The sequence below is a fragment of the Arsukibacterium sp. UBA5043 genome (assembly GCA_002415085.1).
Lineage (GTDB): Bacteria > Pseudomonadota > Gammaproteobacteria > Enterobacterales > Alteromonadaceae > Alishewanella.
This window is the reverse complement of sequence record DIBV01000001.1, coordinates 269204-291014: the sequence shown is the minus strand read 5'-3', so window position 1 is coordinate 291014 and position 21811 is coordinate 269204. Positions and strand designations below refer to the sequence as shown.

Here is a 21811-nt window from a genome sequence, read left to right as displayed (position 1 = left end):
GACTTATCGTGTGTAATCAAGTTCCGGTATGCTCACATAAGGTTTTCAGTTTTTGCAGCGCCTGCGGCCACTTTTCTGTCATAAATTGCTGGTATGACGGGTCAATTTCCTGCTCAACTTTCAACTCTGTGCCATCTTCGACCGTTTTAAAATAGTAATTTTCATACGCCGGTGCCCAACTGGTAACCTCATCACTGCTTAAGTCATCCTTCCCCGCTACCACAAAGCCCATATGTTTAATCGACACAAAGTTAAGCGGTTCAAGTTCTGCAATAGTTGCCACCATACCATCGCCCGATGGCGATAAAAACCGGATGGGCTCGCCCTGCTGCCACTTACCTTCAAAATAAGAGCCTTCGCAAAAAGCCGACGTCCAGTTGCGAAAACCGGCATCATCAAACATTCGCTGCCATACCAGCTCTACTGGCGCGTTAATTACTGTACTGAAGTTTATCGTTATTACGTTGCGCATTAAATATTCTCATTAATCAGCGTATCTCTTCCATTAAGCCAAGCAGATTACCATCAAAATCGCGGATAAAGCCAAGCCAAAGCTGATGATCCGGCATTTTCGCCGCCAGCACAGGTGGCCGCTCAGCCGTGGCCCCATTGGCTACCAGTTTGGCATAGGTAGCGCTGATATCTGTAACAGTGAAATACAACACTGAATTTTCGCCAACCTCCCCCGCCCCCTGTGGGGTGCTAAGCATTAACCGGACAGTGCCGGCTTGCAGAAAGGCCAAATCTGGCGATGGCTGAAATAAAAAAGGCAAGCCCAGAATATCGCGGTAAAACCGCAAGGCATTATTAACATCGCTTACTGTTAACGCAATCTGGCCAATATGGCCGTGTAGTTCAGACATAAACCGGCTCCGGTTTGAAAAATACGTTTAAGTGTAACCGAATAAATGCAGATATATGGCGGCTAATTATTTTTCCGCAATTATTTCCAAAAATCTTAATGGCTGAGTTTCGCCCCCGTTTTATTCCTCTCTATTTACCTGATGATTGGCACTGTTATTATTGACTTTATTTTCAGCTAACCAAGCACTTAGGTAAGCATAAAGGTTTCAGCGCAATTTTTGCTCATCGGAAATTTGAATACCACACTAATGTTGTGTATTGTTAATGCGCACCCCAACACTTGGAGTATGTTATGAATTCCGTTGCTATCACTGCACCTGCCAAAAAACGTACTAACCTATCACTGGATAACACGCTGCTGCAGGAGGCAAAGAGTCTTGGTATAAACTTGTCGCAATCTGCCGAAATAGGAATTACCGAAGCGATAAAACAACGTAAACAAGCCTTGTGGCTGGACAATAATGCCGAAGCAATTGACAGTTCAAACAAATTTGTTAATCAACATGGTCTGCCACTTGCGCAGTACCGGACCTTCTAATGGCTAGGTTTGATGTTTATAAAACTAACCCGGCCGGTTACCTGCTTGATGTTCAGACTGACCTGTTATCCGGCTTAAATACCCGGGTAGTAGTGCCCCTATTGCCTCGTATCGATGCACCAAAGCCTGCCAGCCGCTTAAACCCGATGTTTGAAATTGACGGCCAGCAACTGGTAATGGTGACGCAATTTATGGCAGCGATCCCAGCAGCAGAGTTAAAACAAGCGGCAGCGAGCCTTGCGGAGCATCAGCACGAAGTGTCTGAGGCCTTGGATATGTTGTTTATTGGGTTTTAGACGATAGGCACGTGGCTGCAATTTAACAAGAAAATGCTGGTCACTGTCAGATCAATAATACACCCCTTGCATATAACAATTAAAACTAATGAGTTTCTAATAGTCTATCAGCCAAGCATTTAAGTTTCGAAAGATGAATAGTGCAAAAATCTACAGCAGAGACCGAATTACCGTTTATGGTTACATAAATAACTCTCTCAAATCTAAGTTTAACTACTCCCTTACTTTGCTCGCCCTTACTTAGTTTAGGGGACTCACTAAATCTGAGAACTACGATTCCTCGTGTTGGAGGGAGCTTATTTAAATATTTAACCTCCACGTGTTCTGTATGAACTGTTTTATTCCTTAATCCACCATCTTTTGCTCTCGCGTATATTTCGGGATGCGAACACTTGAACTCTGCAACTAATGGTTTGTTTTTCCCTTTAAGTATCTCAGTGGCTGAAAAAAAGGCATTAAGAATCGCGCTAAACAGATAAGATGCTTCTTTGAGCGGATCATCTATATGCGTCAAAGACTTACGAGATTTCTGTATCAAATAAAGCAATTCAATATGAAACGAAGCTTCTTCGAGCTTGAAATTAACATCTTTCGTAATCAACATTTCGCTCCAATAATTTGAGTAAAGCGAATACCATAAAATTACATAACGACTTTTCTTACCAGTTAAACTTCTGCTTGCAGGATCAGGCCTCGAAACTTGAATCAGACCAAACTCAATCGTTTCTGCACACAAAACACAGCAAACTAATACGCTCTCTTTGTCGCCTGCCAATTCACGGCCTGCCACTTACCATTTTTGCGAATAAAAGTACCGCTGTTTAAAAAACGCAGAGTCTCGGTATCTGAGGTGCCTACCAGGGTAAAGGCGACTACCGCGGTGTCGCCGTACTGCAGAATTTGCACATCTTCACTGCTGTAACGCATGCCTATTTCATCGGGCTTTAGCTCACCACGACTGTTTACCGATTGCATCAACTCAGCTTTACCAAAGCGGGTACCGCTTGAGCTGGTGTAAATAAGCTCATCAGCCCAGTATTTGTTGTGTATAGCCGGGTCATTGCGGGTGGCACCATCTAAAAACTCGCCCAGTAGCGCAGTAAGTTCGGCTTTGTCATCGGCGATAGCAAACGTTGGGGTAACTAACGCCGGGGTAAGTAATAGTGAGGCAAGTAGTAAGCTGATTTTCATGCCAAATTCCTTGTTATGTATCCATTTCTTATAAGTTAAACTATCACATAACTTGAATTAAAGTTAACAGAAGACGCCATAAAAAACGCCAACGGGTTATGTTGGCGTTTTTACGATTAAACTTTGTAACTGCAAGAGTATAAAAATCTGCTGAAAATACCTCAGTACAGCGGTATACAAATTATTTCATCATGATTTCACGTAGTTGATACTCACCCGTTATGGTTCTTACTTCAGGATACTTAGCTGATATTTCATTCGACATTTTTTCATCTGCCTCACTCCATTTTTTCATAAAGGCATCGTATTTTTTCTTGCTGGGCTCTAAATCAGCACTACTGTTAAATGTAACCATTAACAACATATTGAAATCGCCGCTGTTAGGCAGATCGCTGCCAAAGATTTTCCAGTCTTTAATGTAACCTAACTCTTTTTGAATTTTTACGGCTTTTACCCAGCTGTTCTTCAGGCCGGCTAAATAGACATCACCCATATTGGGATCAACTTTAACGGTAGTGATCACAGTTATTTCAGTACCAATATCATAATCTTCATAGACTTCTAACCGGTCTTTGGCACAGACTGCAAAACTAAAAACCAGGCATAACAATGTGATGAGGGTATTTTTCATTATAAATTTCCTTTTAAGAATGATAATTACTGCTCACATCATAGATAAACAAAGAGCCACCGAAGTATAGTAGAAAATACTGAAAAAGCTGCGATATCAAATATAACTTTTAATTTCATGAAGTTGCAGTCATATTTTTTTCCGAATTTGATAATGTACTACCGGTAAATGCGCGAAGCGTTGATACAACTTTCACATATGCAGAAGCCAAGCCCAGTTTAGTTAATCAGCTACTAGTTAAAAAAACAAAAAGACGCCGCAGCGTCTTTTTTATGCAAAACAGTCAGCTTACATGCTGATGCCGCCATCAATTTCTATTACGCGGCCGGTGAAAAAGTCATTTTCAAAAATGTACTTGGCGGTGTGGGCAATTTCACTGGCTTCACCCAGGCGGCCTACCGGTTTCATTTTCTCCAGGCGGTCACGCGCTTCTGGTTTCATCGCATCGGTCATCGCGGTGCGGATAACGCCCGGCGCAATAGCACCTACCCGAATGCCGAAACGGCCGAGCTCACGGGCCCAGGTGACGGTCATTGCCACAACACCGGCTTTGGACGCCGCATAGTTGGTCTGGCCCATATTGCCGCCACGGGCTACGCTCGACATATTAATAATAACGCCTTTAGTGCCACGCTTAACCATTACGGCTGCTGCTTCACGACCACACAGGAACACGCCGGTTAAGTTGACATCAATGACTGACTGAAACTGGGCCAGTGACATTTTGCTTTGCAACTCCCCGTCTTTATATTTCAGCAGCAGACCATCACGTAAGATGCCAGCGTTGTTAATCAGGCCGTCGATACCGTTAAAATCGCTGTCGATTTGACTAAACGTCGCTTCAACCTGGGCTTCGTCAGCCACATTGGCGCTATAGGTATGCACGGTAGTGTTAGCTGACAGCTCCGCTTTAGCGGCAGCTAACTGCTCGGCATTCATATCAATTAATGCCAGTTTCGCGCCCTCAGCAGCGCACATCCGCGCCATTTCAAGGCCCAGGCCCTGAGCGCCGCCAGTAACAACGATAGTTTTATTTTTCAGCTTCATCTATTTCTTCTCCAACATCTTAAAAATACTGGAGAAATCCAGTTTGCCGTTGCCGGCCTGCTGATGCTTGACATATAAACGGTGCGCCAGCTCACCTAATGGGGTATCGCTGTTACTTTGTTTCGCAGCTTCCAGCGCCAGCCCTAAATCTTTGGCCATTAAATCAACCATAAAGCCACCCTGATAGCTATTCGAAGCTGGCACATTGTCCATCACACCCGGGCAAGGGTTATACAGCTCCAGCGTCCAGTTGCGGCCTGAGCTCTTCAACATAATGTCTGACAACACTTTCGGATCCAGGCCATTATTAATGCCCATTTGCAGCGCTTCAGAGGTACCAGCCATTAATATACTTAACAGCATATTGTTACAGATCTTTGCAACCTGACCTGCGCCAATGGCACCGGCGTGAAACAGGTTTTTACCCATATTGCTAAGAACAGTGTGGGCATTTTCAAAATCCTGCGCCGAGCCGCCAACAATAAAGGTTAAGGTACCGGCTTTAGCACCGCCAACACCGCCTGATACCGGTGCATCGATAAAAGCGATACCCTGCTCAGCCAGGCCAGTGCCTACTGTGCGGGCACTTTCAGCATCAATCGTAGAGCAGTCAATGACCAACGCCTGCTTGCTGATCGCACTGGCAATGCCCTGCTCGCCCAGATACAGGTCAATCACATGCTTGCCTGCCGGCAGCATAGAAATAACATAATCGGTATGACCTACCGCCTCTCTGGCAGAATCAGCGACTTTAGCGCCTTCCGCTTTAATTTGCGCCAGTGCATCTTTTGATAAATCAAAGGCGATAACATCGTGGCCGGCTTTTAATAAGTTAGTGGCCATAGGGCCACCCATGTTTCCTAAACCGATAAACGCAACTTTAGCCATAATAAATTCCTTGCAGTTGTCCTGGTAAATTAACTATCTAACAAGCCCAGATCTTTTAACGGATGCTCGTTATCCGGCCACGGTGAGCTGAACAGCAGCTCGATAACATCTGCAGGTACTTCATCAACCTGCTTATATTTCCAGTCTGGTGTTAAGTCTTTATCAATCAGCAGTGCCCGCACCCCTTCCTGAAACTCGCCGAGCTGGCCACACTGCACACTAATACCAAGCTCCAGCCGGAAACTGTCGGCCAGTATTTTGCTTTGCCCCAGTTGCAGCAGCTTAAACACAATATGCGCGGTGATCGGGCTGCCATAGGCCAGCGACTGTTTGGCTTTAACCAGCCATTTATCATCGCCTTCCATCGCATTGATAGCACTAATAACCTGCGGCAGGCTGCTAATGTCATCAAGAGCAGTGATAGCGCCCTGATGCGGCCGGATCTGGCTTAATGGCATCCTGGTACGGCACTGTTCTTCAGCACTGCGCAGCACATCGGATAATTTCTGATGATTCAGGGCAATAGTTTCGCCCCACTTCACTGTCAATAGTTTGTCCACCAGCGCTGATTTATCTTCGTGTTCGATAAAATGATCAGCTAAATGAATAAATTTAGCATCTGCCGCATTAATCGAGGCGCCGGTTAGCCCCAGGAAAATGCCACAACCTGGCGGCATCCGGTTTAAAAACCAGCTGGCGCCAACGTCGGGGTATAAACCAATTGCCATTTCCGGCATGGCTATCCGGCTGCTGCCGGTCACCACCCGGTGCGATGCGCCGGCCATCAGACCAAGACCACCGCCCATGACGATACCGTTACCCCAGACCAGCACCGGTTTATCAAACGTATGGATCAGGTAATCCAGGGTATATTCTTTGGTAAAGAACTCTTCGACATAGGGATGATAGTAATCCGGGCTTTCTTTCATCGCCTGATATAAGTCACGGATATCGCCGCCGGCACAAAACGCTTTATCGCCAGCGCCCTGCAATAACACCATGGCGATACTCGGATCGTCCTTCCACGCCTGCATTTGTGGCAGCAATGACTCGACCATCGGCAAACTTAACGCATTTAACGACTTTTCTGAGTTTAAGGTAGCAACCGCAATTTTTTTGCCATTGTCAGCCGTAAGTTCCTGATATAACACTACGTCTGTACTCATACTCATCACCCGTTTACCCAGTTAGCCTGACGTTTTTCTAAAAAGGCCTGCACCCCTTCCACCTGATCTTTAGTGTCGAACAAGCCGACAAACAATTCACGCTCCAGCGGCAATGCAGCCTGGATATTACCGCTGCGGCCTTGCTGAATAAGCTTTTTACAGGCCGTTACCGCCACCGGGCTTTGGCCAGCCACTTTGTCGGCCAGAGCCAGTGCGGCGTCTAATACGGTGCCGGTGGCCACCACTTCTTCTACCAGGCCAATTTGCAGTGCTTTTTCAGCATTCAGCCTCTCGCCGCATAAAATCATCCGTTTTGCCCAGCCTTCACCGACCAGCCATGCCAGATTCTGGGTGCCACCGGCGCAAGGTAATAAGCCTACTTTCGCTTCAGGCAAAGCCATTTGTGCTTGTTGCTCAGCAATGCGGATATCACACGCTAATGCGACTTCTAAGCCGCCGCCCATCGCATAACCGTTGATGGCAGCAATCGACACGCCACGAAAAGCAGTTAATGCTTCAAAAGCTTCACCAAAAATCCGCGCCATATCGCTGGCGACAGCTTTATCACCATCGGCAAACACTTTTAAATCGGCGCCGGCCGAAAAGAATTTTTCGCCTTCCCCGGTGATGACTAACGCATAAATATTTTTATCGTTGTTAAGGCTATGAACCGTATCGCGCAGCTCGGTTAAGCTGGCCTGAGTCCAGGTGTTGGCAGGCGGGTTTGCCATGGTGATAAGCGCTGTGTGACCACGCTTTTCCAGTTTTAATTGAGCCATTCCAGTCTCCTTTTGTAGCATCACTTAGCAAGTGAGCCAGGAGAAACAGTCTTGTCCACAGCGACACGCTATAAACCATCCATGGGGCTCGGTTCCGGCCATCCATGGCCTGCAACGGTCGCTTTAGAACAAGGCTATTCCTCCTCCGGTGTTAATTCACTAAATTAAATCAGATACGTGTTACAGAATGTCGCCTGCGGCTTCATCCAGTAACCGCCGGCCAATAATCAGCCGCATAATTTCATTGGTGCCTTCCAGAATCTGATGCACCCGCACATCACGGAAATGCCGCTCCAGCGGATATTCCTTAATGTAGCCGTAGCCACCGTGCAGCTGCAACGCCTGGTCGCACACCTGAAAGCCGACGTCAGTGGCAAAGCGTTTGGCCATCGCGCAATAAGCAGTTGCTTCGCCGTCTTTCTGGTCCAGTTTAAACGCTGCTAAGCGCACTAACTGGCGGGCCGCAACGAGCTCAGTGGCCATATCTGCCAGTTTAAATTGCAGCGCCTGAAACGCCGCCAGTGGCTTACCAAATTGCTGACGCTCCAGCATATAGTTACGGGCGGTATTTAACGCCTGTTGGGCGGTGCCAATAGAACAGGTGGCGATATTAATCCGACCGCCATCCAGGCCTTTCATGGCAAAACCAAAGCCTTCACCTTCATTACCGAGCAGGTAATGCGCCGGAATACGCACATCTTCAAAGGTAATTAAGCGGGTCGGCTGAGCATTCCAGCCCATTTTCTCTTCCGCTTTACCATAAATCACGCCTTTGGCATCGGCCGGCACAATAAAGGCAGAAATGCCTTTAGGGCCAGCTTCGCCGGTACGGGCCATAACCACTAATACTTCGGTCTCGCCGGCACCAGAGATAAACATCTTCGAGCCATTTAGCACATAATCGCTGCCATCTTTTTTGGCACTGGTGCGCAGCCCGGCCGCGTCTGAGCCTGAACCCGGCTCGGTTAAACAATATGATGCCAGTTTCTGACCGGTAACCAGATCCTCAACCCACTGGGCTTTTGCATCACTGGTACCCCAGGTAGCAATCATCCAGGTGGCCATATTGTGAATGGTCAGCATGGCAGTGGTGGCGGTACAGCCCATCGCCAGTTGTTCGAAAATAATCGACGAGTCTAAGCGGGATAAGCCCATGCCACCGTCTTCTTCAGCGGTATACAGCGAGCAAAAACCCAGCTCGCCGGCTTTTTGAATAACATCTTTCGGGAAGTGATGATCCCGATCCCACTGCGCGGCATGTGGCGCCAGTTCTTGTTCGGCAAACTGTTTCGCCACATCAACAAAGGCTTGCTGGTCTTCTGTTAAATTAAAATTCATTACTACATCCTGATTTAAATCCGATGTCTGATGAAGACTACAGACTTTGCTAAGCCGACCGTTGAAGCCCTGGACGGGCGGAAACGAGCCCCCAAGGATGGGTTTACGGCGTGTTGGCGTGCAAAGTGTGCTGGCCTCCTCTAAAAGGCTCAGCTGTTAGCTAAGCCTGTAGTATCGCTTCTATTACCGTAAGTTAATCGACATATTCGGGCCAGATACCGGAATACTGTCATCAAACCAGCGGGCAGTAATGGTTTTGGTTTCAGTGTAAAAACGCACTGCCTGCTTACCATAAGCATGCTGGTCGCCATAGAACGAGCCTTTCCAGCCGGTAAAGGAGAAGAATGGCAGTGGCACCGGGATCGGAATGTTAATCCCCACTTGACCAACCTCAACTTCATGCTGGTATTTACGGGCAGCCGCGCCGCTGGCAGTAAAGATAGAGGTACCGTTACCGTACGGGCTGTCGTTAACCACTTTCAGCGCTTCCTGCAGGCTCGGTACCTGCATGGTGGTTAACACCGGGCCAAAAATTTCCTGCTTATAGATTTCCATGTCGGTGGTGACATTGCTGAACACCGTCGGGCCTACCCAGTTACCATCCGGATAACCTTCAACTTTGCAGTCAGAGCCATCCAGCACACAGGTGGCGCCTTCTTTTTTACCCTGTTCAATTAACGACAACACACGGGCACGCGCCTGCGGGCTGATTTGCGGGCCGTAAGCTGCATCAGGATCGGTATAAACACCCGGACGTACTTTACCAATGGCAGCTGCAACTTCAGGTATCCATTCAGCCGCAGTACCAACAAAAACTGCCACCGAAATAGCCATACACCGCTGACCGGCTGCGCCGACTGAGGCACCCACTAAAGCATTAACCACCTGCTGCTTATTGGCATCAGGCATTATTACCATATGGTTTTTCGCGCCGGCAAACGCCTGTACCCGTTTTAAGTTATCGGTGCCGGTTTTATAGATATACTGACCGACATTAACCGAACCAACAAACGAAATGGCTTTAATATCCGGGTGGTGCAGTATCGCATCCACCTGCTCTTTGGCACCGTGCACTACCTGCAACACACCTTTCGGTGCACCAGCTTCAACGAACAGCTCGGCAATTTTATTAACCGTCATCGGGTCTTGTTCTGACGGTTTTAAGATAAAGGTATTACCGCAGGCAATCGCCATCGGGAACATCCACAGCGGGATCATCGCCGGGAAGTTAAACGGGGTAATTCCGGCACACACGCCCAGTGGCTGAATGTAGCTGTAAGTGTCGATGCTGCGCGCCACGTTCTCTACCGTTTCGCCCATCATTAATGAGGGAATATTGGCCGCCTGTTCGACAACTTCAATTCCACGCCAGACATCGCCTTTGGCGTCTTCGACGGTTTTACCCAGTTCCTGGCAGATAATGTCAGCTATTTCACCCTGGTGCTCTTTTAATAAATGGGCAAAGCGCATCATTAAACGGGCGCGCTCGGATACCGGTACTTCTTTCCACGTTAAAAAAGCTGCTTTGGCTGATTCTACCGCCCGGGTCATCTCTTCCTGCGTGGCGCAAGGCACCTGCGCTATCACTTCCTGGGTAGCCGGGTTGGTGACGGGGATCAGTTTGTCACTGTTTGAGGTGACGAACTCGCCGTCGATAAAATGCTTAACCTGTTGTGTCATATTGCTTCTCCCGGTTGTTAGGGGGTGTTGCCAGCGCGCTAATAGATCTAATTATTAAAATAAGCTGGCACACTGTAATTTAAAGCTTGTTCATTCAGTGCAACGTTACCGGTTGCAATTCCCGTTGTGCTCGCCACAGCAACTCGCTCGCTTTCGCTCACTCAGACACTCTGTGGCTGCGCTAACGGGATTCCAACCTCACACTTGTTCTTGTATTTAACGCAGTTACAGAACTTCAACTGCCAAGGCCACGGCTTCACCGCCACCAATACACAGCGAGGCTACGCCTTTGCTCAGGCCGCGGTTACGCAGGGCATGAATAAGGGTAACCAGAATACGGGCACCTGAAGCACCAATCGGATGTCCCAGGGCGCAAGCACCGCCGTTAACGTTTACTTTGGCCTCATCAAGACCCAGTTCGTTAATGGCCAGCATGGTTACCATGGCAAAGGCTTCATTAATTTCCCATAAATCAACCTGCTCTTTGTCCCAGCCAGCCTTTTTCAATACTTTTTGCATGGCGCCAACCGGCGCAACAGTAAACAGTGCCGGTTCCATCGAATTAGTGGTATGAGCCACGACCCGAGCTAATGGCTTAACACCTTGCGCTTTGGCATCGGACTCGCGCATTAAAATCAGCGCTGCTGCACCGTCAGAAATTGAGCTGGAATTAGCTGCGGTAATGGTGCCGTCTTTGGCAAAAGCCGGCCGTAAGCCAGGAATTTTATCCAGTTTGGCGTTGCCAGGCTCTTCATCTACGTTAAAGGTAACGTCGCCTTTGCGGGTATTAAAAGTAACCGGGGTAATTTCGGCCGCAAAATCACCATTGGCAATGGCCTGCTGAGCACGGGTGGTCGATTGCACCGCAAAAGCATCCATCTGCTCGCGGGTGATATTTTTGTCATTAGCCGTGTCCTGGGCAAAACAGCCCATGGCTTTACCGTCATAGGCGTTTTCCAGACCATCGAGCATCATATGGTCTTTAATTTCGCCATGCCCCATCCGGTAACCGGCGCGGGCTTTTGGCAGCAGATAAGGTGCATTTGACATTGACTCCATGCCACCGGCGACGACGACATCGGCGCTGCCGGCAATCAGCAAGTCGTTGGCCAGCATGACCGCTTTTAAACCAGAACCACATACTTTGTTTATGGTAAGAGCGCCCGCAGCCAGAGGTAGGCCTGCTTTTAACATTGCTTGCCGTGCCGGCGCCTGACCTAAGCCAGCTGGCAACACATTACCCATAATTACTTCGTTAACTTTATCGGTACTGATCCCTGCCTGCTCCAGCGCAGCTTTAATGGCAGTGGCCCCCAGGACAGTGGCATCAACACCTGTTAAGCCGCCCATAAAGCCGCCGATAGCAGTTCGTTTTGCCGCAACAATTACAATATTATCCGAAGCCATTTCGCTCTCCTGTTTAAGGTTGGCCTGAAAAGATGCCCAAGAGCCTACACCAAATTTACGTTTACGCCAACGTCAACTATCTAACACTATGGTAGTGTCAGCGGTTTAGAGTTCGGGAAATGGTGCAGTAAACTGTACAGTCGGACCAGCAAACTCTGGCATTTTTGCTTTACAAAGCCAGCCTAATCGACATTTTGATGATTTTCATCGCCTGCCATCAGCTTTACCTTTACGTAAACTTCACTTATAGTTGATGGCGTTTTTCGGGAAGGCGGTTATGACAGAAAAAGAAGAAAAAACCTACAGTATCAGCGAGCTGGCGAAAGAGTTCGATATTACTACCCGCAGCATTCGGTTTTACGAAGACCAGCGGCTGCTTACGCCCCTGCGTAATGGCCAGACCCGCATTTACAGCAAACGTGACCGGGTACGCTTAAAACTTATCCTGCGCGGCAAGCGGCTGGGTTTTAGCCTGGCTGAAACCGGCCAGCTGTTTGAATTGTACGACGCGGATAAAAGCAGCGTTACCCAATTAAATACCATGCTGAAATTAATTGAGCAGAAAAAGAGCGAACTGCATCAGCAACTGGACGATATCAAAGTGGTGCTAATGGAGCTGGTAACGGTTGAAAAACGTTGCCGCGATACCTTAGCCGACGCCAAACAATCCAAAACCGCCTAGGCGGTTTTCAGCATTTAGCAAACGGGGATTTACCATGATTAGCAGTTACAAAGGCCTTAACTTCGATTTAGGCGAAACCGTCGATATGATCCGCGAGCAGGTTAATGCCTTTGCCCGGGAAGAAATAGCCCCACGGGCTGAACACATTGACCAGGTTAACGAATTCCCGAATGAATTATGGCGTAAATTTGGTGATTTAGGCCTGCTTGGCATTACCGTTGATGAAAAATATGGCGGATCAAACCTCGGTTATTTAGAGCATGTGGTGGCCCTGGAAGAAATCAGCCGCGCCTCTGCTTCAGTTGGCTTATCTTATGGTGCGCATTCCAATCTGTGTGTAAACCAGATATTCCGCAATGGTACTGAAGCCCAGAAAATGAAGTATCTGCCAAAGCTGTGTTCTGGCGAGCATATTGGCGCCCTGGCAATGAGTGAGCCAAACGCCGGCTCAGACGTGGTCAGTATGAAACTGCGTGCCGAGAAAAAAGGCGATATCTACATTTTAAACGGCAATAAAATGTGGATCACCAACGGCCCGGATGCGCATACCTATGTTATTTACGCCAAAACCGATATTAATGCCGGCAGTAAAGGCATTACCGCCTTTATTGTTGAGCGTGGTACTAAAGGCTTCAGCACCGCCCAGAAATTGGATAAATTAGGCATGCGCGGCTCTAATACCTGTGAGCTGGTATTTGAAGACTGTGAAGTACCCGCTGAGAACGTACTGGGCCAGATTGGCGGTGGTGTGAAGGTATTAATGAGCGGCCTGGACTACGAGCGCGTAGTGTTATCGGCCGGCCCGCTGGGCATTATGCAGGCCTGTATGGACGTGGTGGTACCTTATATTCACGACCGCAAACAGTTTGGCCAGGCTATCGGTGAATTCCAGCTGGTACAAGGCAAACTCGCCGATATGTATACCCAGATGAATGCTGCTAAATCTTACGTTTATACCGTGGCCAAAGCCTGTGACCGCGGTGAAACCACCCGCAAAGACGCTGCAGCCGTGATTCTGTACTCGGCAGAGCTTGCCACCAAGATGGCACTGGATGCCATTCAATTACTGGGTGGTAATGGTTACATTAACGAATACCCTACCGGCCGTTTACTGCGTGACGCCAAGCTGTATGAAATTGGCGCCGGCACCTCTGAAATTCGCCGCATGTTAATTGGCCGCGAGTTATTTACTGAGTCGAACTGATATGACCAAGATCGTTAGCAAAATTAATCCGCGTACTGAAGAATTTCAGAAAAACGCTGAGGCGATGCAAGCCGTAGTGGACGATCTGAACGGCAAGGTACAGCAAATTAAACTCGGCGGCGGTGAGGCGTTAATTGCCCGCCATACAGCCCGCGGTAAATTGTTTGTCCGTGAGCGCATTCAGAAGCTGCTCGACCCGGGTTCACCCTTTTTAGAAGTGGGCCAGTTTGCCGGCTGGGAATGTTACGAAGATTACGTGCCAAGTGCGGGCGTAGTGGCCGGTATCGGCCGGGTTAGCGGTGTCGAGTGCATGATTGTCGCCAACGACGCCACCGTGAAAGGCGGTACTTACTACCCGCTTACCGTGAAAAAACACTTACGGGCGCAGGAAATCGCCGAGCGCTGTCACCTGCCCTGCATTTATCTGGTCGACTCCGGCGGTGCCAACCTGCCCCGCCAGGATGATGTATTTCCTGACAAACTGCATTTTGGCCGGATTTTCTTTAATCAGGCCAATATGTCAGCCAAAGGCATTCCGCAAATTGCCGTGGTAATGGGCCTGTGTACTGCCGGTGGCGCTTATGTGCCAGCAATGGCAGACGAGAGTATTATCGTTAAAGAGCAAGGCACTATCTTTTTAGCCGGCCCGCCACTGGTGAAAGCCGCTACCGGTGAGGAAGTGTCGGCTGAGGAACTTGGCGGTGCCGATGTCCACTGTAAAATTTCCGGTGTGGCCGATCATTATGCATTAAATGACGAGCACGCCCTGCAGCTGGCCCGCAATGCCGTATCACGGTTAAACCGGCCTGCGCCAGAGCCAATGGACGTTAAAGCGCCGCAAGAGCCGCTATACGATGCCAAAGAGCTGTACGGCATTGTCGGCACTGACCTTCGTAAGCCATTTGATGTTAAAGAAGTAATTGCCCGGCTGGTTGATGGCTCTGATTTTGATGAATTTAAACAATACTATGGTGCCACTTTAGTTTGCGGTTTTGCACGCATCTTCGGCTATCCGGTCGGCATCGTCGCCAATAATGGGATTTTATTCTCAGAATCAGCGCAGAAAGGCGCTCACTTTATTGAATTGTGCGCCCAGCGTAAAATTCCGCTGTTATTCCTGCAGAATATTACCGGCTTTATGGTGGGTAAAAAGTATGAAGCTGAAGGGATTGCCAAACATGGTGCCAAAATGGTGATGGCGGTAAGCTGCGCCAAAGTGCCTAAGTTTACTGTGTTAATTGGCGGCAGCTATGGCGCCGGTAACTATGGTATGTGTGGCCGCGCCTATGATCCGACCATGATGTGGATGTGGCCCAACGCCCGTATTTCAGTAATGGGTGGCGAGCAGGCCGCCGGCGTAATGGCGCAGGTTACTAAAGATGGTCTGGCGCGCAAAGGCGAAACCTTATCAAGCGATGCAGAACAAGCGCTTAAAAAACCGATTATTGAGCAGTATGAGAAACAGGGTCACCCCTACTACGCCAGCGGGCGTTTGTGGGATGACGGCATTATTGACCCGGCACAAACCCGGATGACCGTGGGCCTGGCGTTGGCCGCAGCCTTAAATGCTCCAATTGAAGAGACGAAGTTTGGCGTGTTTCGGATGTAGCTCGTTGAAAGGCGCTTTGGTGGTTATCGAAACCGCCATCGCTCCGTGCATTTTTTCTGCGACACGCCATAAACCGTCCATGGGGCTCGCTTCCGGCCATCCATGGCCTGCAACGGTCTCAGAAAAAAGCACATACGCGCTTGCTGGATCGGCGATAGAGGCAAGCGCACAGTACACTTTGGCCAGAACCGTGTTTTTCATGGATGAAAAACAGGAGCCCCCATGGATGGGTTTACGGCGTGTTCTGGCAAAGTTGTACGGCGCGATTGCCGGCAGATAAAAGCCAAACACGCAGCAGCCGCGATATCGGAGAGATGCGATTGACGGTTGAGAGAACTGAAGCAGGCATTAACACTTTCGGAGAGAAAATGAATCAGGTTTACACCCAAGTAAGTATCGACCAGCGCGGCGTGGCCAGCTTAACGTTAAACCGGCCCGAAGTGCATAACGCCTTTGACGATCTGATGATTGCCGAGCTTATTCAGGTGCTCGACCAGCTGGCTGCTAATCCGGACGTGCGGCTGTTGCTGTTAAACGCCAATGGCAAAAACTTCTCTGCCGGCGCCGATTTAAACTGGATGCGCTCAATGGCTGAAAAAGACTACGAGCAAAATCTGGATGACGCCAACGAACTGGCCAGCTTAATGCACAAACTGGATAAATTCCCTAAGGCCACCGTGGCCGTGGTGCAAGGTGCAGCTTTTGGCGGCGCCGTTGGCCTGGTTGCCTGCTGTGATATCGCACTGGCAAGCGACAATGCCAGCTTCTGTTTAAGCGAAGTTAAAATAGGCCTTATTCCTGCCGTTATCAGCCCCTATGTAATGCGTGCACTCAGTGAGCGGCAAAGCCGGCGTTATTTTTTAACCGCCGAGCGCTTTAGTGCCGCCACGGCAAAAGAGCTCGGGTTGCTGCACGAGGTAACCAGCGCCGCTGAGCTGGCAGAAAAAGCCGATGGCATGATTAATAGCCTGCTGCAAAACAGCCCGGCAGCTATCAGTGCGGCAAAAACCCTTATTCACAATATTTATAACCGCAAAATCAGCAACAATGTGGTGGCGCATACCACCCAGGCCATTGCCGAAATCCGGGTGTCAGAGGAAGGTCAGGAAGGCCTGAGTGCTTTTCTGGAAAAACGCCGCCCGGGCTGGTTAGATAATACCTCACAGGACAAATAAGTATGTTCCGCAAAATATTAGTAGCTAACCGTGGCGAAATTGCCTGTCGGGTTATCGATACCGCTCATAAACTGGGCATTCGTTGCGTAGCAGTGTATTCAGAGGCCGATGCCAATGCCCGCCATGTGCGGATGGCAGACGAAGCCTATCTGCTTGGTCCTGCGCCAAGTAAAGACTCTTATCTGCGCAGCGATAAAATTATCGATATTGCCAAACAAAGCGGTGCAGAGGCCATTCACCCGGGCTATGGCTTTTTATCTGAAAACGAAGACTTCGCCAAAGCCTGTTCTGATGCCAACGTAGTGTTCATCGGCCCACCAGTGGGCGCCATTACCGCCATGGGCTCGAAAAGCGCAGCCAAGAAAATTATGGCCGATGCCGGGGTACCGCTGGTGCCCGGTTATCATGGTGATGATCAGTCAGATGAAAAGCTTAGCAGCGAGTCGGCTAAAGTGGGTTACCCACAGCTGTTAAAAGCGGCCTATGGTGGCGGCGGTAAAGGCATGCGGGTGGTCTGGAAAAAGCAAGAATTCAGTGATGCCCTGGCCAGTGCCCGGCGTGAAGCTAAAGCCGGCTTTGGCAATGATAAAATGCTGATAGAGCGCTATTTGACCAAACCGCGGCATATTGAAATTCAGGTATTTTGTGATAACCACGGCAATGCCGTGTATTTAGCAGAGCGTGACTGTTCTATTCAGCGCCGTCACCAGAAAGTCATTGAAGAAGCGCCCGCACCAAATTTCAGCAGTGAGCAGCGCAAAGCCATGGGTGAAGCTGCGGTAAAAGCTGCCAAAGCTATCGATTATCGCGGCGCCGGTACCGTTGAGTTTCTGTTTGATGAAGACGGCTCGTTCTATTTTATGGAAATGAATACCCGCTTGCAGGTAGAGCATCCGGTAACAGAAATGATCACCGGGCAGGATCTGGTTAAATGGCAGCTGTTAGTTGCTGCAGGCGAAAAATTACCCCTTAGCCAGCATGAAGTACAGATTGATGGCCATGCCATTGAAGTCAGGGTGTACGCGGAAGATCCGGATAACGACTTTCTGCCACAAACCGGTAAGCTGACTTATTTACGCCAGCCTGAAGCCAGCCGTCATGTAAGAGTGGATACCGGCGTGGTCGAAAATGACGAAGTGTCACCCTATTACGACCCGATGATTGCCAAACTGATTGTCTGGGATGAAAGCCGCGACCGGGCCATTGCCCGGATGTTACGCGCGCTGGACGATTACCGGATTGCCGGTGTTACCACTAACTTAAGCTTTTTAACCAGCTTAACCGAGCACCCGGCGTTTAAAGCCGCTGAGCTTGATACCAACTTTATTAATCATCATCAGGACACGCTGTTCGCACCAGCCAACAAAGAAAACAACCAGGCGCTGGTGCTGGCAGCCTTATTTATTCTGGAGCAGCAAAAAGCGCCGGTTGCAGCCGGCAGCAGCTTAAGCCCGTGGCAATACAGCCATGGCTGGCGCTTAAATGAAACACCGACTGTGCTGCTGAATTTAATTTATAACGATAAAGCTGAGCAACTGATCATCCGTGAGCAGCAACAGCATTATGTCGTTGAGTTGCAGGGCCAGCAGATAAACTGCCAGGCGCAGCTTGATGGTGATGAACTCAGTGCAACGCTTGGCGATCATAAAACCAAGGTGCGGGTCAGCCGCTATGAAGACACCATCAGCGTCTTTATTAAGCATCACCGCTATGATTTTATTTACCGCACAGAAGTAACACCAGAGCTTGACGGCAGTGAGCATGCCGGCAGTTTAACCGCGCCAATGAATGGCACTATTGTAGCGGTTATGGCCAAAGCCGGTGCTAATGTTAAAGCCGGTGAAACCCTGGTAATTATGGAGGCGATGAAAATGGAATACAGCATTAAAGCGCCCAAAGATGGCGTGGTAAATGAGGTATTTTACAGCGCCGGCGATCTGGTAAAAGATGGTGCCGAGCTGGTCGATTTTACGCCGGAGGAAGCATGAGCTTACCGCAACGCGTTCGGATAGTGGAAGTAGGCCCGCGTGATGGCCTGCAAAACGAGCAAGGTGTCAGCACTGCCGATAAAATAGCGCTTATCGATAAGCTAAGTGCAGCCGGCCACAGTTACATTGAAAGCGGTGCCTTTGTCTCGCCCAAATGGGTGCCACAAATGGCAGACTCCGGTGACGTATTTGCCGGCATTTCCCGCAAAACAGGTGTGACATATGCAGCGCTTACCCCGAATTTAAAAGGCTATGAAGCGGCCAAGGCTGCTGGCGCCACTGAAGTGGCGATTTTTGGTGCCGCATCAGAGGCATTCAGTCAGAAAAATATTAACTGTTCCATCAGCGAAAGCCTGGAGCGCTTTGCACCGGTACTGGCAGCAGCGCAGGCAGACGGCATTAAGGTGCGCGGTTATGTATCCTGTGTGGTCGGCTGCCCCTACCAGGGTGAAGTGGCACCTTCAGAAGTGGCCCGAGTCGCCAAAGCGCTGATTGAAATGGGCTGCTATGAAGTGTCACTGGGCGATACCATCGGTGTCGGCACACCTAACACTGTTAACGCGATGCTTGATGCTGTGCTGGCTGTGGTGCCGGCAGACAAACTGGCGGTGCATTTTCATGATACTTATGCTCAGGCCCTGACTAATATTTATGTGGCGCTTAGCCGTGGCATCAGCATTATCGACAGCGCGGTAGCCGGTTTGGGCGGCTGCCCCTATGCAGCCGGAGCGTCAGGCAATGTGGCGACTGAAGATGTAGTCTACTTACTTAATGGCCTTGGCATTTCGCATGGTATAGATTTAACAGCGCTGGCAGAGGCAGGCTGGTTTATTACCGCTAAGCTCGGCAAGCAGCCTAGTTCTAAAGTAGGATTGGCACTTAAGGCTAAGTGCAAGCAAACTAACGCAAAGTAATTTCGCAGCATCCCGGCAATTGCTACGTGTATTTTTTCTGCGACACGCCGTGAACCCATCCATGGGGGCTCGTTTATGAACTTCATCCGTGAAGTTCACCCTTGCGGACCAGCGGAGCTGTTCAAATTCGTTCCTGACGAATTTGTCCGCCCGTCCAGGGCTTCAACGGTCTCAGAAAAAACACATCCGCACTCGCCTGTTTCATCTGAGCAGGTAAGCGCGCAGTGCACTTTAGCCGGAACCGTGTTTTTCATGGATGAAAAACAGGAGCCTACATGGAGGTATTTACGGCGTGTTCTGGCAAAGTTGCACGGAGTGATTACCGGTAATTTAACACATAAGTTTTCGTTAAAGTTCAGCAACGAACAGAGGACAACAAATGGCAGGGTTTAATAAAGTCGTACATAGCTACGAAGACGCCATGGCCGGCCTGCAGGACGGGATGACCGTTATTGCCGGTGGCTTTGGTTTATGTGGTATTCCGGAAGGCTTAATTGCCCAGATTAAAAAAATGGGTACCACCGATTTAACGGTAGTGTCCAACAACTGCGGTGTTGACGGCTTCGGCCTGGGCATTTTGCTGGAAGACCGCCAAATCAAGAAAATGGTTGCCTCTTATGTTGGTGAAAACGCCCTGTTTGAAAAGCAACTGCTCAGCGGCGAGCTGGAAGTGGAATTGACGCCGCAAGGCACCCTTGCTGAGAAAATGCGCGCCGGCGGTGCTGGTATACCGGCCTTTTTCACCGCTACCGGCTACGGTACGCCCGTTGCAGAAAACAAAGAAACCCGCGAGATTAATGGTCGCAATTATGTGCTTGAGCCCGCCATTACCGGCGACTTTGCCATAGTGCGCGCCTGGAAAGCCGACCGTTACGGCAACCTGGTTTTCCGTCACACCTCGATGAACTTTAACCCGATGGCCGCAACCGCCGGTAAAATTACCGTGGCGGAAGTAGAAGAAATTGTCGAGCCGGGCGAGCTGGAACCCTCGCAAATTCACACCCCGGGTATTTACGTGCAGCGTGTGATCAAAGGCAGCTTTGAAAAACGCATCGAACGTCGTATGGTGCGGCAAGGTTAAGGAGGCAACCATGGCTTTATCTCGTGAACAGGTAGCAATGCGCGTGGCGCAGGAATTAGAAGATGGTTACTACGTTAACCTGGGTATCGGTATTCCTACCCTGGTGGCCAATTATGTGCCCGAAGGCATTGAAGTAATGCTGCAATCTGAAAACGGCTTGCTTGGTATGGGCCCCTACCCGACTGAAGCACAGCTTGACGCCGATATGATTAACGCCGGTAAAGAAACCGTTACCGCCATTAAAGGCGCAGCCATATTCAGCTCAGCAGAAAGCTTTGCCATGATCCGTGGCGGTCATGTCGATTTAACCGTACTGGGCGCCTTTGAAGTTGACCAGAATGGTAACATCGCCAGCTGGATGATCCCGGGAAAACTGGTAAAAGGCATGGGCGGCGCCATGGATTTAGTGGCCGGCGCTCAGAACATCGTCGTTACCATGACTCATGCCGATAAATACGGCAACAGTAAGCTGCTACAAAGCTGCACGCTGCCACTCACCGGTGTTGGCTGTGTAAAGAAAATCGTGACCGATTTAGCCGTGCTGGAAGTGCGCAATGGCGCTTTCCACCTGTTAGAACGCGCCCCGGGTATTACGGTTGAAGAAATTCAGCAAAAAACCGCCGGCAAACTGGTTGTTAATGGCGACATACCTGAGATGGTATTTAACTAAACCGATTTATTCACCCACTATAGCGCTACACGCCTCTTGTCATATTGAGTCTGGTAGCGCTTTTTTATTTGTCCAGCCAATATTGTTCCTTTTTACTCTAAAATTAGCATTTACTTTTTCTTTGTTATCATTAAAATCCTCATTCTTAACAAAAAAAATAAAAGGATGTTAAATGAGTGATGTAGTTTCCAACCCTTATACCGCGCCAACGGCAGACCTGAATGCACCGTTAAACAGTGGTAAGTTAAAGCAACTTCCCCGGTTTTCGGCCTGGTGGGTATTTTTGCTTAATATTATTACCCTGGGTATTTACCCGTTATGGTGGCTTTACTCTCGTGCCAGCACCTTAAATCAGATCCAAAGCAGACCTATTGCTTTAGAATTAGTTTATGTTTTGGTTGCCGTATTACTGGGGAGTTTTGCGCTGGGTTTTGTCGCTGGGTTTTCCGGCGAGGAATATGCCGTTATTGAAAACAGCCTGAGTATTGCTTACTGGGTTTTATATCTGATTGTAACCTTTACGATCAGAAACAGACTGCATGACGTATTTCTTGAAGAAGGCCACAATGTCCGCACCGGCCCGATCCTGACGTTCTTCTTCAGTAGCATTTATCTGCAATACAAAATTAATGAAGCGATAGATACCACGAGTAGCCGTTAATC

At 49.2% G+C, this 21811-nt stretch carries 23 protein-coding genes; 11 read left to right on the top strand and 12 right to left on the bottom strand.

Annotated elements, in window-relative coordinates; all coding sequences use genetic code 11:
- Window positions 1–16 precede the first annotated feature (16 nt).
- Both B2Q61_RS01325 and B2Q61_RS01320 read right to left on the bottom strand, forming a co-directional pair.
- Window positions 17–472: an SRPBCC family protein gene (locus B2Q61_RS01325; RefSeq protein WP_290616553.1), complete on the bottom strand. Its 456-nt coding sequence runs from the start codon at window positions 470–472 to the stop codon at window positions 17–19.
- Window positions 473–488: 16 nt separating this feature from the next.
- A complete protein-coding gene (locus B2Q61_RS01320) occupies window positions 489–863 on the bottom strand; it encodes a VOC family protein (protein WP_290616555.1) in 375 nt (124 codons plus the stop codon).
- 293 nt (window positions 864–1156) lie between these two features.
- Here B2Q61_RS01320 and B2Q61_RS01315 point away from each other — a divergent pair, with 293 nt between their 5' ends.
- The gene (locus B2Q61_RS01315; RefSeq protein ID WP_290616557.1) at window positions 1157–1402 is read left to right on the top strand and encodes a type II toxin-antitoxin system CcdA family antitoxin; all 246 of its coding nucleotides are present in this window, start codon (window positions 1157–1159) and stop codon (window positions 1400–1402) included.
- A complete protein-coding gene (locus B2Q61_RS01310) occupies window positions 1402–1698 on the top strand; it encodes a CcdB family protein (protein ID WP_290616559.1) in 297 nt (98 codons plus the stop codon). The genes B2Q61_RS01315 and B2Q61_RS01310 overlap by 1 nt, the downstream gene beginning before the upstream one ends.
- A gap of 85 nt (window positions 1699–1783) precedes the next feature.
- On the opposite strand, the gene B2Q61_RS01305 is transcribed toward B2Q61_RS01310, so the two are convergent.
- The 10 genes from B2Q61_RS01305 to B2Q61_RS01260 form a co-directional block, all read right to left on the bottom strand.
- A complete protein-coding gene (locus B2Q61_RS01305) occupies window positions 1784–2488 on the bottom strand; it encodes a hypothetical protein (RefSeq protein ID WP_290616561.1) in 705 nt (234 codons plus the stop codon).
- The gene (locus B2Q61_RS01300) at window positions 2446–2889 is read right to left on the bottom strand and encodes a nuclear transport factor 2 family protein (RefSeq protein ID WP_290616563.1); all 444 of its coding nucleotides are present in this window, start codon (window positions 2887–2889) and stop codon (window positions 2446–2448) included. The genes B2Q61_RS01305 and B2Q61_RS01300 overlap by 43 nt, the downstream gene beginning before the upstream one ends.
- Window positions 2890–3070: 181 nt before the next feature.
- Entirely contained in the window at window positions 3071–3520 is a 450-nt protein-coding gene (locus tag B2Q61_RS01295) for a hypothetical protein (protein ID WP_290616565.1), read from the bottom strand.
- A 288-nt stretch (window positions 3521–3808) separates the two neighbouring features.
- Window positions 3809–4567 carry an SDR family oxidoreductase gene (locus B2Q61_RS01290; protein ID WP_290616567.1) on the bottom strand — a complete coding sequence of 253 codons (759 nt, stop codon included), beginning with the start codon at window positions 4565–4567 and terminating at the stop codon, window positions 3809–3811.
- On the bottom strand, window positions 4568–5455 hold the full coding sequence (gene mmsB / locus B2Q61_RS01285) for a 3-hydroxyisobutyrate dehydrogenase (RefSeq protein ID WP_290616569.1): 888 nt from the start codon (window positions 5453–5455) through the stop codon (window positions 4568–4570).
- 29 nt (window positions 5456–5484) lie between these two features.
- Complete coding sequence (locus B2Q61_RS01280) at window positions 5485–6621, bottom strand: enoyl-CoA hydratase/isomerase family protein (protein ID WP_290616571.1); 1137 nt, start codon at window positions 6619–6621, stop codon at window positions 5485–5487.
- A gap of 5 nt (window positions 6622–6626) precedes the next feature.
- Complete coding sequence (locus B2Q61_RS01275; RefSeq protein ID WP_290616573.1) at window positions 6627–7400, bottom strand: enoyl-CoA hydratase; 774 nt, start codon at window positions 7398–7400, stop codon at window positions 6627–6629.
- 180 nt (window positions 7401–7580) lie between these two features.
- Complete coding sequence (locus tag B2Q61_RS01270) at window positions 7581–8738, bottom strand: acyl-CoA dehydrogenase family protein (protein WP_290616575.1); 1158 nt, start codon at window positions 8736–8738, stop codon at window positions 7581–7583.
- A gap of 183 nt (window positions 8739–8921) precedes the next feature.
- Window positions 8922–10418 (bottom strand): CoA-acylating methylmalonate-semialdehyde dehydrogenase, encoded by a 1497-nt coding sequence (locus B2Q61_RS01265; RefSeq protein ID WP_290616577.1) that lies wholly within the window; start codon window positions 10416–10418, stop codon window positions 8922–8924.
- Window positions 10419–10643: 225 nt separating this feature from the next.
- Window positions 10644–11825: an acetyl-CoA C-acyltransferase gene (locus B2Q61_RS01260; RefSeq protein ID WP_290616579.1), complete on the bottom strand. Its 1182-nt coding sequence runs from the start codon at window positions 11823–11825 to the stop codon at window positions 10644–10646.
- A 277-nt stretch (window positions 11826–12102) separates the two neighbouring features.
- On the opposite strand from B2Q61_RS01260, the gene B2Q61_RS01255 reads away from it, so the two are divergent.
- The 9 genes from B2Q61_RS01255 (at window position 12103) to B2Q61_RS01215 (ending at window position 21809) form a co-directional block, all read left to right on the top strand.
- Window positions 12103–12507, top strand: coding sequence for a MerR family transcriptional regulator (locus B2Q61_RS01255; RefSeq protein WP_214000939.1), 405 nt, complete (start codon window positions 12103–12105; stop codon window positions 12505–12507).
- 34 nt (window positions 12508–12541) lie between these two features.
- Window positions 12542–13711, top strand: coding sequence for an isovaleryl-CoA dehydrogenase (locus B2Q61_RS01250; protein ID WP_290616583.1), 1170 nt, complete (start codon window positions 12542–12544; stop codon window positions 13709–13711).
- A gap of 1 nt (window position 13712) precedes the next feature.
- Window positions 13713–15320, top strand: a complete 1608-nt coding sequence (locus tag B2Q61_RS01245) for a carboxyl transferase domain-containing protein (protein WP_290616585.1) — start codon at window positions 13713–13715, stop codon at window positions 15318–15320.
- 203 nt (window positions 15321–15523) lie between these two features.
- On the top strand, window positions 15524–16495 hold the full coding sequence (locus tag B2Q61_RS01240) for an enoyl-CoA hydratase/isomerase family protein (RefSeq protein WP_290622456.1): 972 nt from the start codon (window positions 15524–15526) through the stop codon (window positions 16493–16495).
- Between the two features lie 2 nt (window positions 16496–16497).
- On the top strand, window positions 16498–18483 hold the full coding sequence (locus B2Q61_RS01235) for an acetyl/propionyl/methylcrotonyl-CoA carboxylase subunit alpha (protein ID WP_290616589.1): 1986 nt from the start codon (window positions 16498–16500) through the stop codon (window positions 18481–18483).
- Window positions 18480–19397: a hydroxymethylglutaryl-CoA lyase gene (locus B2Q61_RS01230; protein ID WP_290616591.1), complete on the top strand. Its 918-nt coding sequence runs from the start codon at window positions 18480–18482 to the stop codon at window positions 19395–19397. The genes B2Q61_RS01235 and B2Q61_RS01230 overlap by 4 nt, the downstream gene beginning before the upstream one ends.
- 379 nt (window positions 19398–19776) lie before the next feature.
- Window positions 19777–20478 (top strand): CoA transferase subunit A, encoded by a 702-nt coding sequence (locus B2Q61_RS01225; RefSeq protein WP_290616592.1) that lies wholly within the window; start codon window positions 19777–19779, stop codon window positions 20476–20478.
- A 10-nt stretch (window positions 20479–20488) separates the two neighbouring features.
- The gene (locus B2Q61_RS01220; protein ID WP_290616593.1) at window positions 20489–21148 is read left to right on the top strand and encodes a CoA transferase subunit B; all 660 of its coding nucleotides are present in this window, start codon (window positions 20489–20491) and stop codon (window positions 21146–21148) included.
- Between the two features lie 172 nt (window positions 21149–21320).
- Window positions 21321–21809 carry a DUF4234 domain-containing protein gene (locus B2Q61_RS01215; RefSeq protein ID WP_290616595.1) on the top strand — a complete coding sequence of 163 codons (489 nt, stop codon included), beginning with the start codon at window positions 21321–21323 and terminating at the stop codon, window positions 21807–21809.
- The last annotated feature ends 2 nt before the right edge of the window (window positions 21810–21811 follow it).

Excerpts from the sequence above, each read along its gene's own strand:
- B2Q61_RS01225 (WP_290616592.1), top strand. The coding sequence starts at position 19,777 with ATGGCAGGGTTTAATAAAGTCGTACATAGCTACGAAGACGCCATGGCC.
- B2Q61_RS01270 (WP_290616575.1), bottom strand. The coding sequence starts at position 8,738 with ATGAATTTTAATTTAACAGAAGACCAGCAAGCCTTTGTTGATGTGGCG.
- B2Q61_RS01220 (WP_290616593.1), top strand. The coding sequence starts at position 20,489 with ATGGCTTTATCTCGTGAACAGGTAGCAATGCGCGTGGCGCAGGAATTA.
- B2Q61_RS01280 (WP_290616571.1), bottom strand. The coding sequence starts at position 6,621 with ATGAGTACAGACGTAGTGTTATATCAGGAACTTACGGCTGACAATGGC.
- B2Q61_RS01240 (WP_290622456.1), top strand. The coding sequence starts at position 15,524 with ATGAAAAACAGGAGCCCCCATGGATGGGTTTACGGCGTGTTCTGGCAA.
- B2Q61_RS01320 (WP_290616555.1), bottom strand. The coding sequence starts at position 863 with ATGTCTGAACTACACGGCCATATTGGCCAGATTGCGTTAACAGTAAGC.
- B2Q61_RS01325 (WP_290616553.1), bottom strand. The coding sequence starts at position 472 with ATGCGCAACGTAATAACGATAAACTTCAGTACAGTAATTAACGCGCCA.
- B2Q61_RS01245 (WP_290616585.1), top strand. The coding sequence starts at position 13,713 with ATGACCAAGATCGTTAGCAAAATTAATCCGCGTACTGAAGAATTTCAG.
- B2Q61_RS01255 (WP_214000939.1), top strand. The coding sequence starts at position 12,103 with ATGACAGAAAAAGAAGAAAAAACCTACAGTATCAGCGAGCTGGCGAAA.
- B2Q61_RS01265 (WP_290616577.1), bottom strand. The coding sequence starts at position 10,418 with ATGACACAACAGGTTAAGCATTTTATCGACGGCGAGTTCGTCACCTCA.
- B2Q61_RS01250 (WP_290616583.1), top strand. The coding sequence starts at position 12,542 with ATGATTAGCAGTTACAAAGGCCTTAACTTCGATTTAGGCGAAACCGTC.
- B2Q61_RS01260 (WP_290616579.1), bottom strand. The coding sequence starts at position 11,825 with ATGGCTTCGGATAATATTGTAATTGTTGCGGCAAAACGAACTGCTATC.
- B2Q61_RS01275 (WP_290616573.1), bottom strand. The coding sequence starts at position 7,400 with ATGGCTCAATTAAAACTGGAAAAGCGTGGTCACACAGCGCTTATCACC.
- B2Q61_RS01295 (WP_290616565.1), bottom strand. The coding sequence starts at position 3,520 with ATGAAAAATACCCTCATCACATTGTTATGCCTGGTTTTTAGTTTTGCA.
- B2Q61_RS01230 (WP_290616591.1), top strand. The coding sequence starts at position 18,480 with ATGAGCTTACCGCAACGCGTTCGGATAGTGGAAGTAGGCCCGCGTGAT.
- B2Q61_RS01310 (WP_290616559.1), top strand. The coding sequence starts at position 1,402 with ATGGCTAGGTTTGATGTTTATAAAACTAACCCGGCCGGTTACCTGCTT.
- B2Q61_RS01300 (WP_290616563.1), bottom strand. The coding sequence starts at position 2,889 with ATGAAAATCAGCTTACTACTTGCCTCACTATTACTTACCCCGGCGTTA.
- mmsB (WP_290616569.1), bottom strand. The coding sequence starts at position 5,455 with ATGGCTAAAGTTGCGTTTATCGGTTTAGGAAACATGGGTGGCCCTATG.
- B2Q61_RS01315 (WP_290616557.1), top strand. The coding sequence starts at position 1,157 with ATGAATTCCGTTGCTATCACTGCACCTGCCAAAAAACGTACTAACCTA.
- B2Q61_RS01235 (WP_290616589.1), top strand. The coding sequence starts at position 16,498 with ATGTTCCGCAAAATATTAGTAGCTAACCGTGGCGAAATTGCCTGTCGG.
- B2Q61_RS01215 (WP_290616595.1), top strand. The coding sequence starts at position 21,321 with ATGAGTGATGTAGTTTCCAACCCTTATACCGCGCCAACGGCAGACCTG.
- B2Q61_RS01290 (WP_290616567.1), bottom strand. The coding sequence starts at position 4,567 with ATGAAGCTGAAAAATAAAACTATCGTTGTTACTGGCGGCGCTCAGGGC.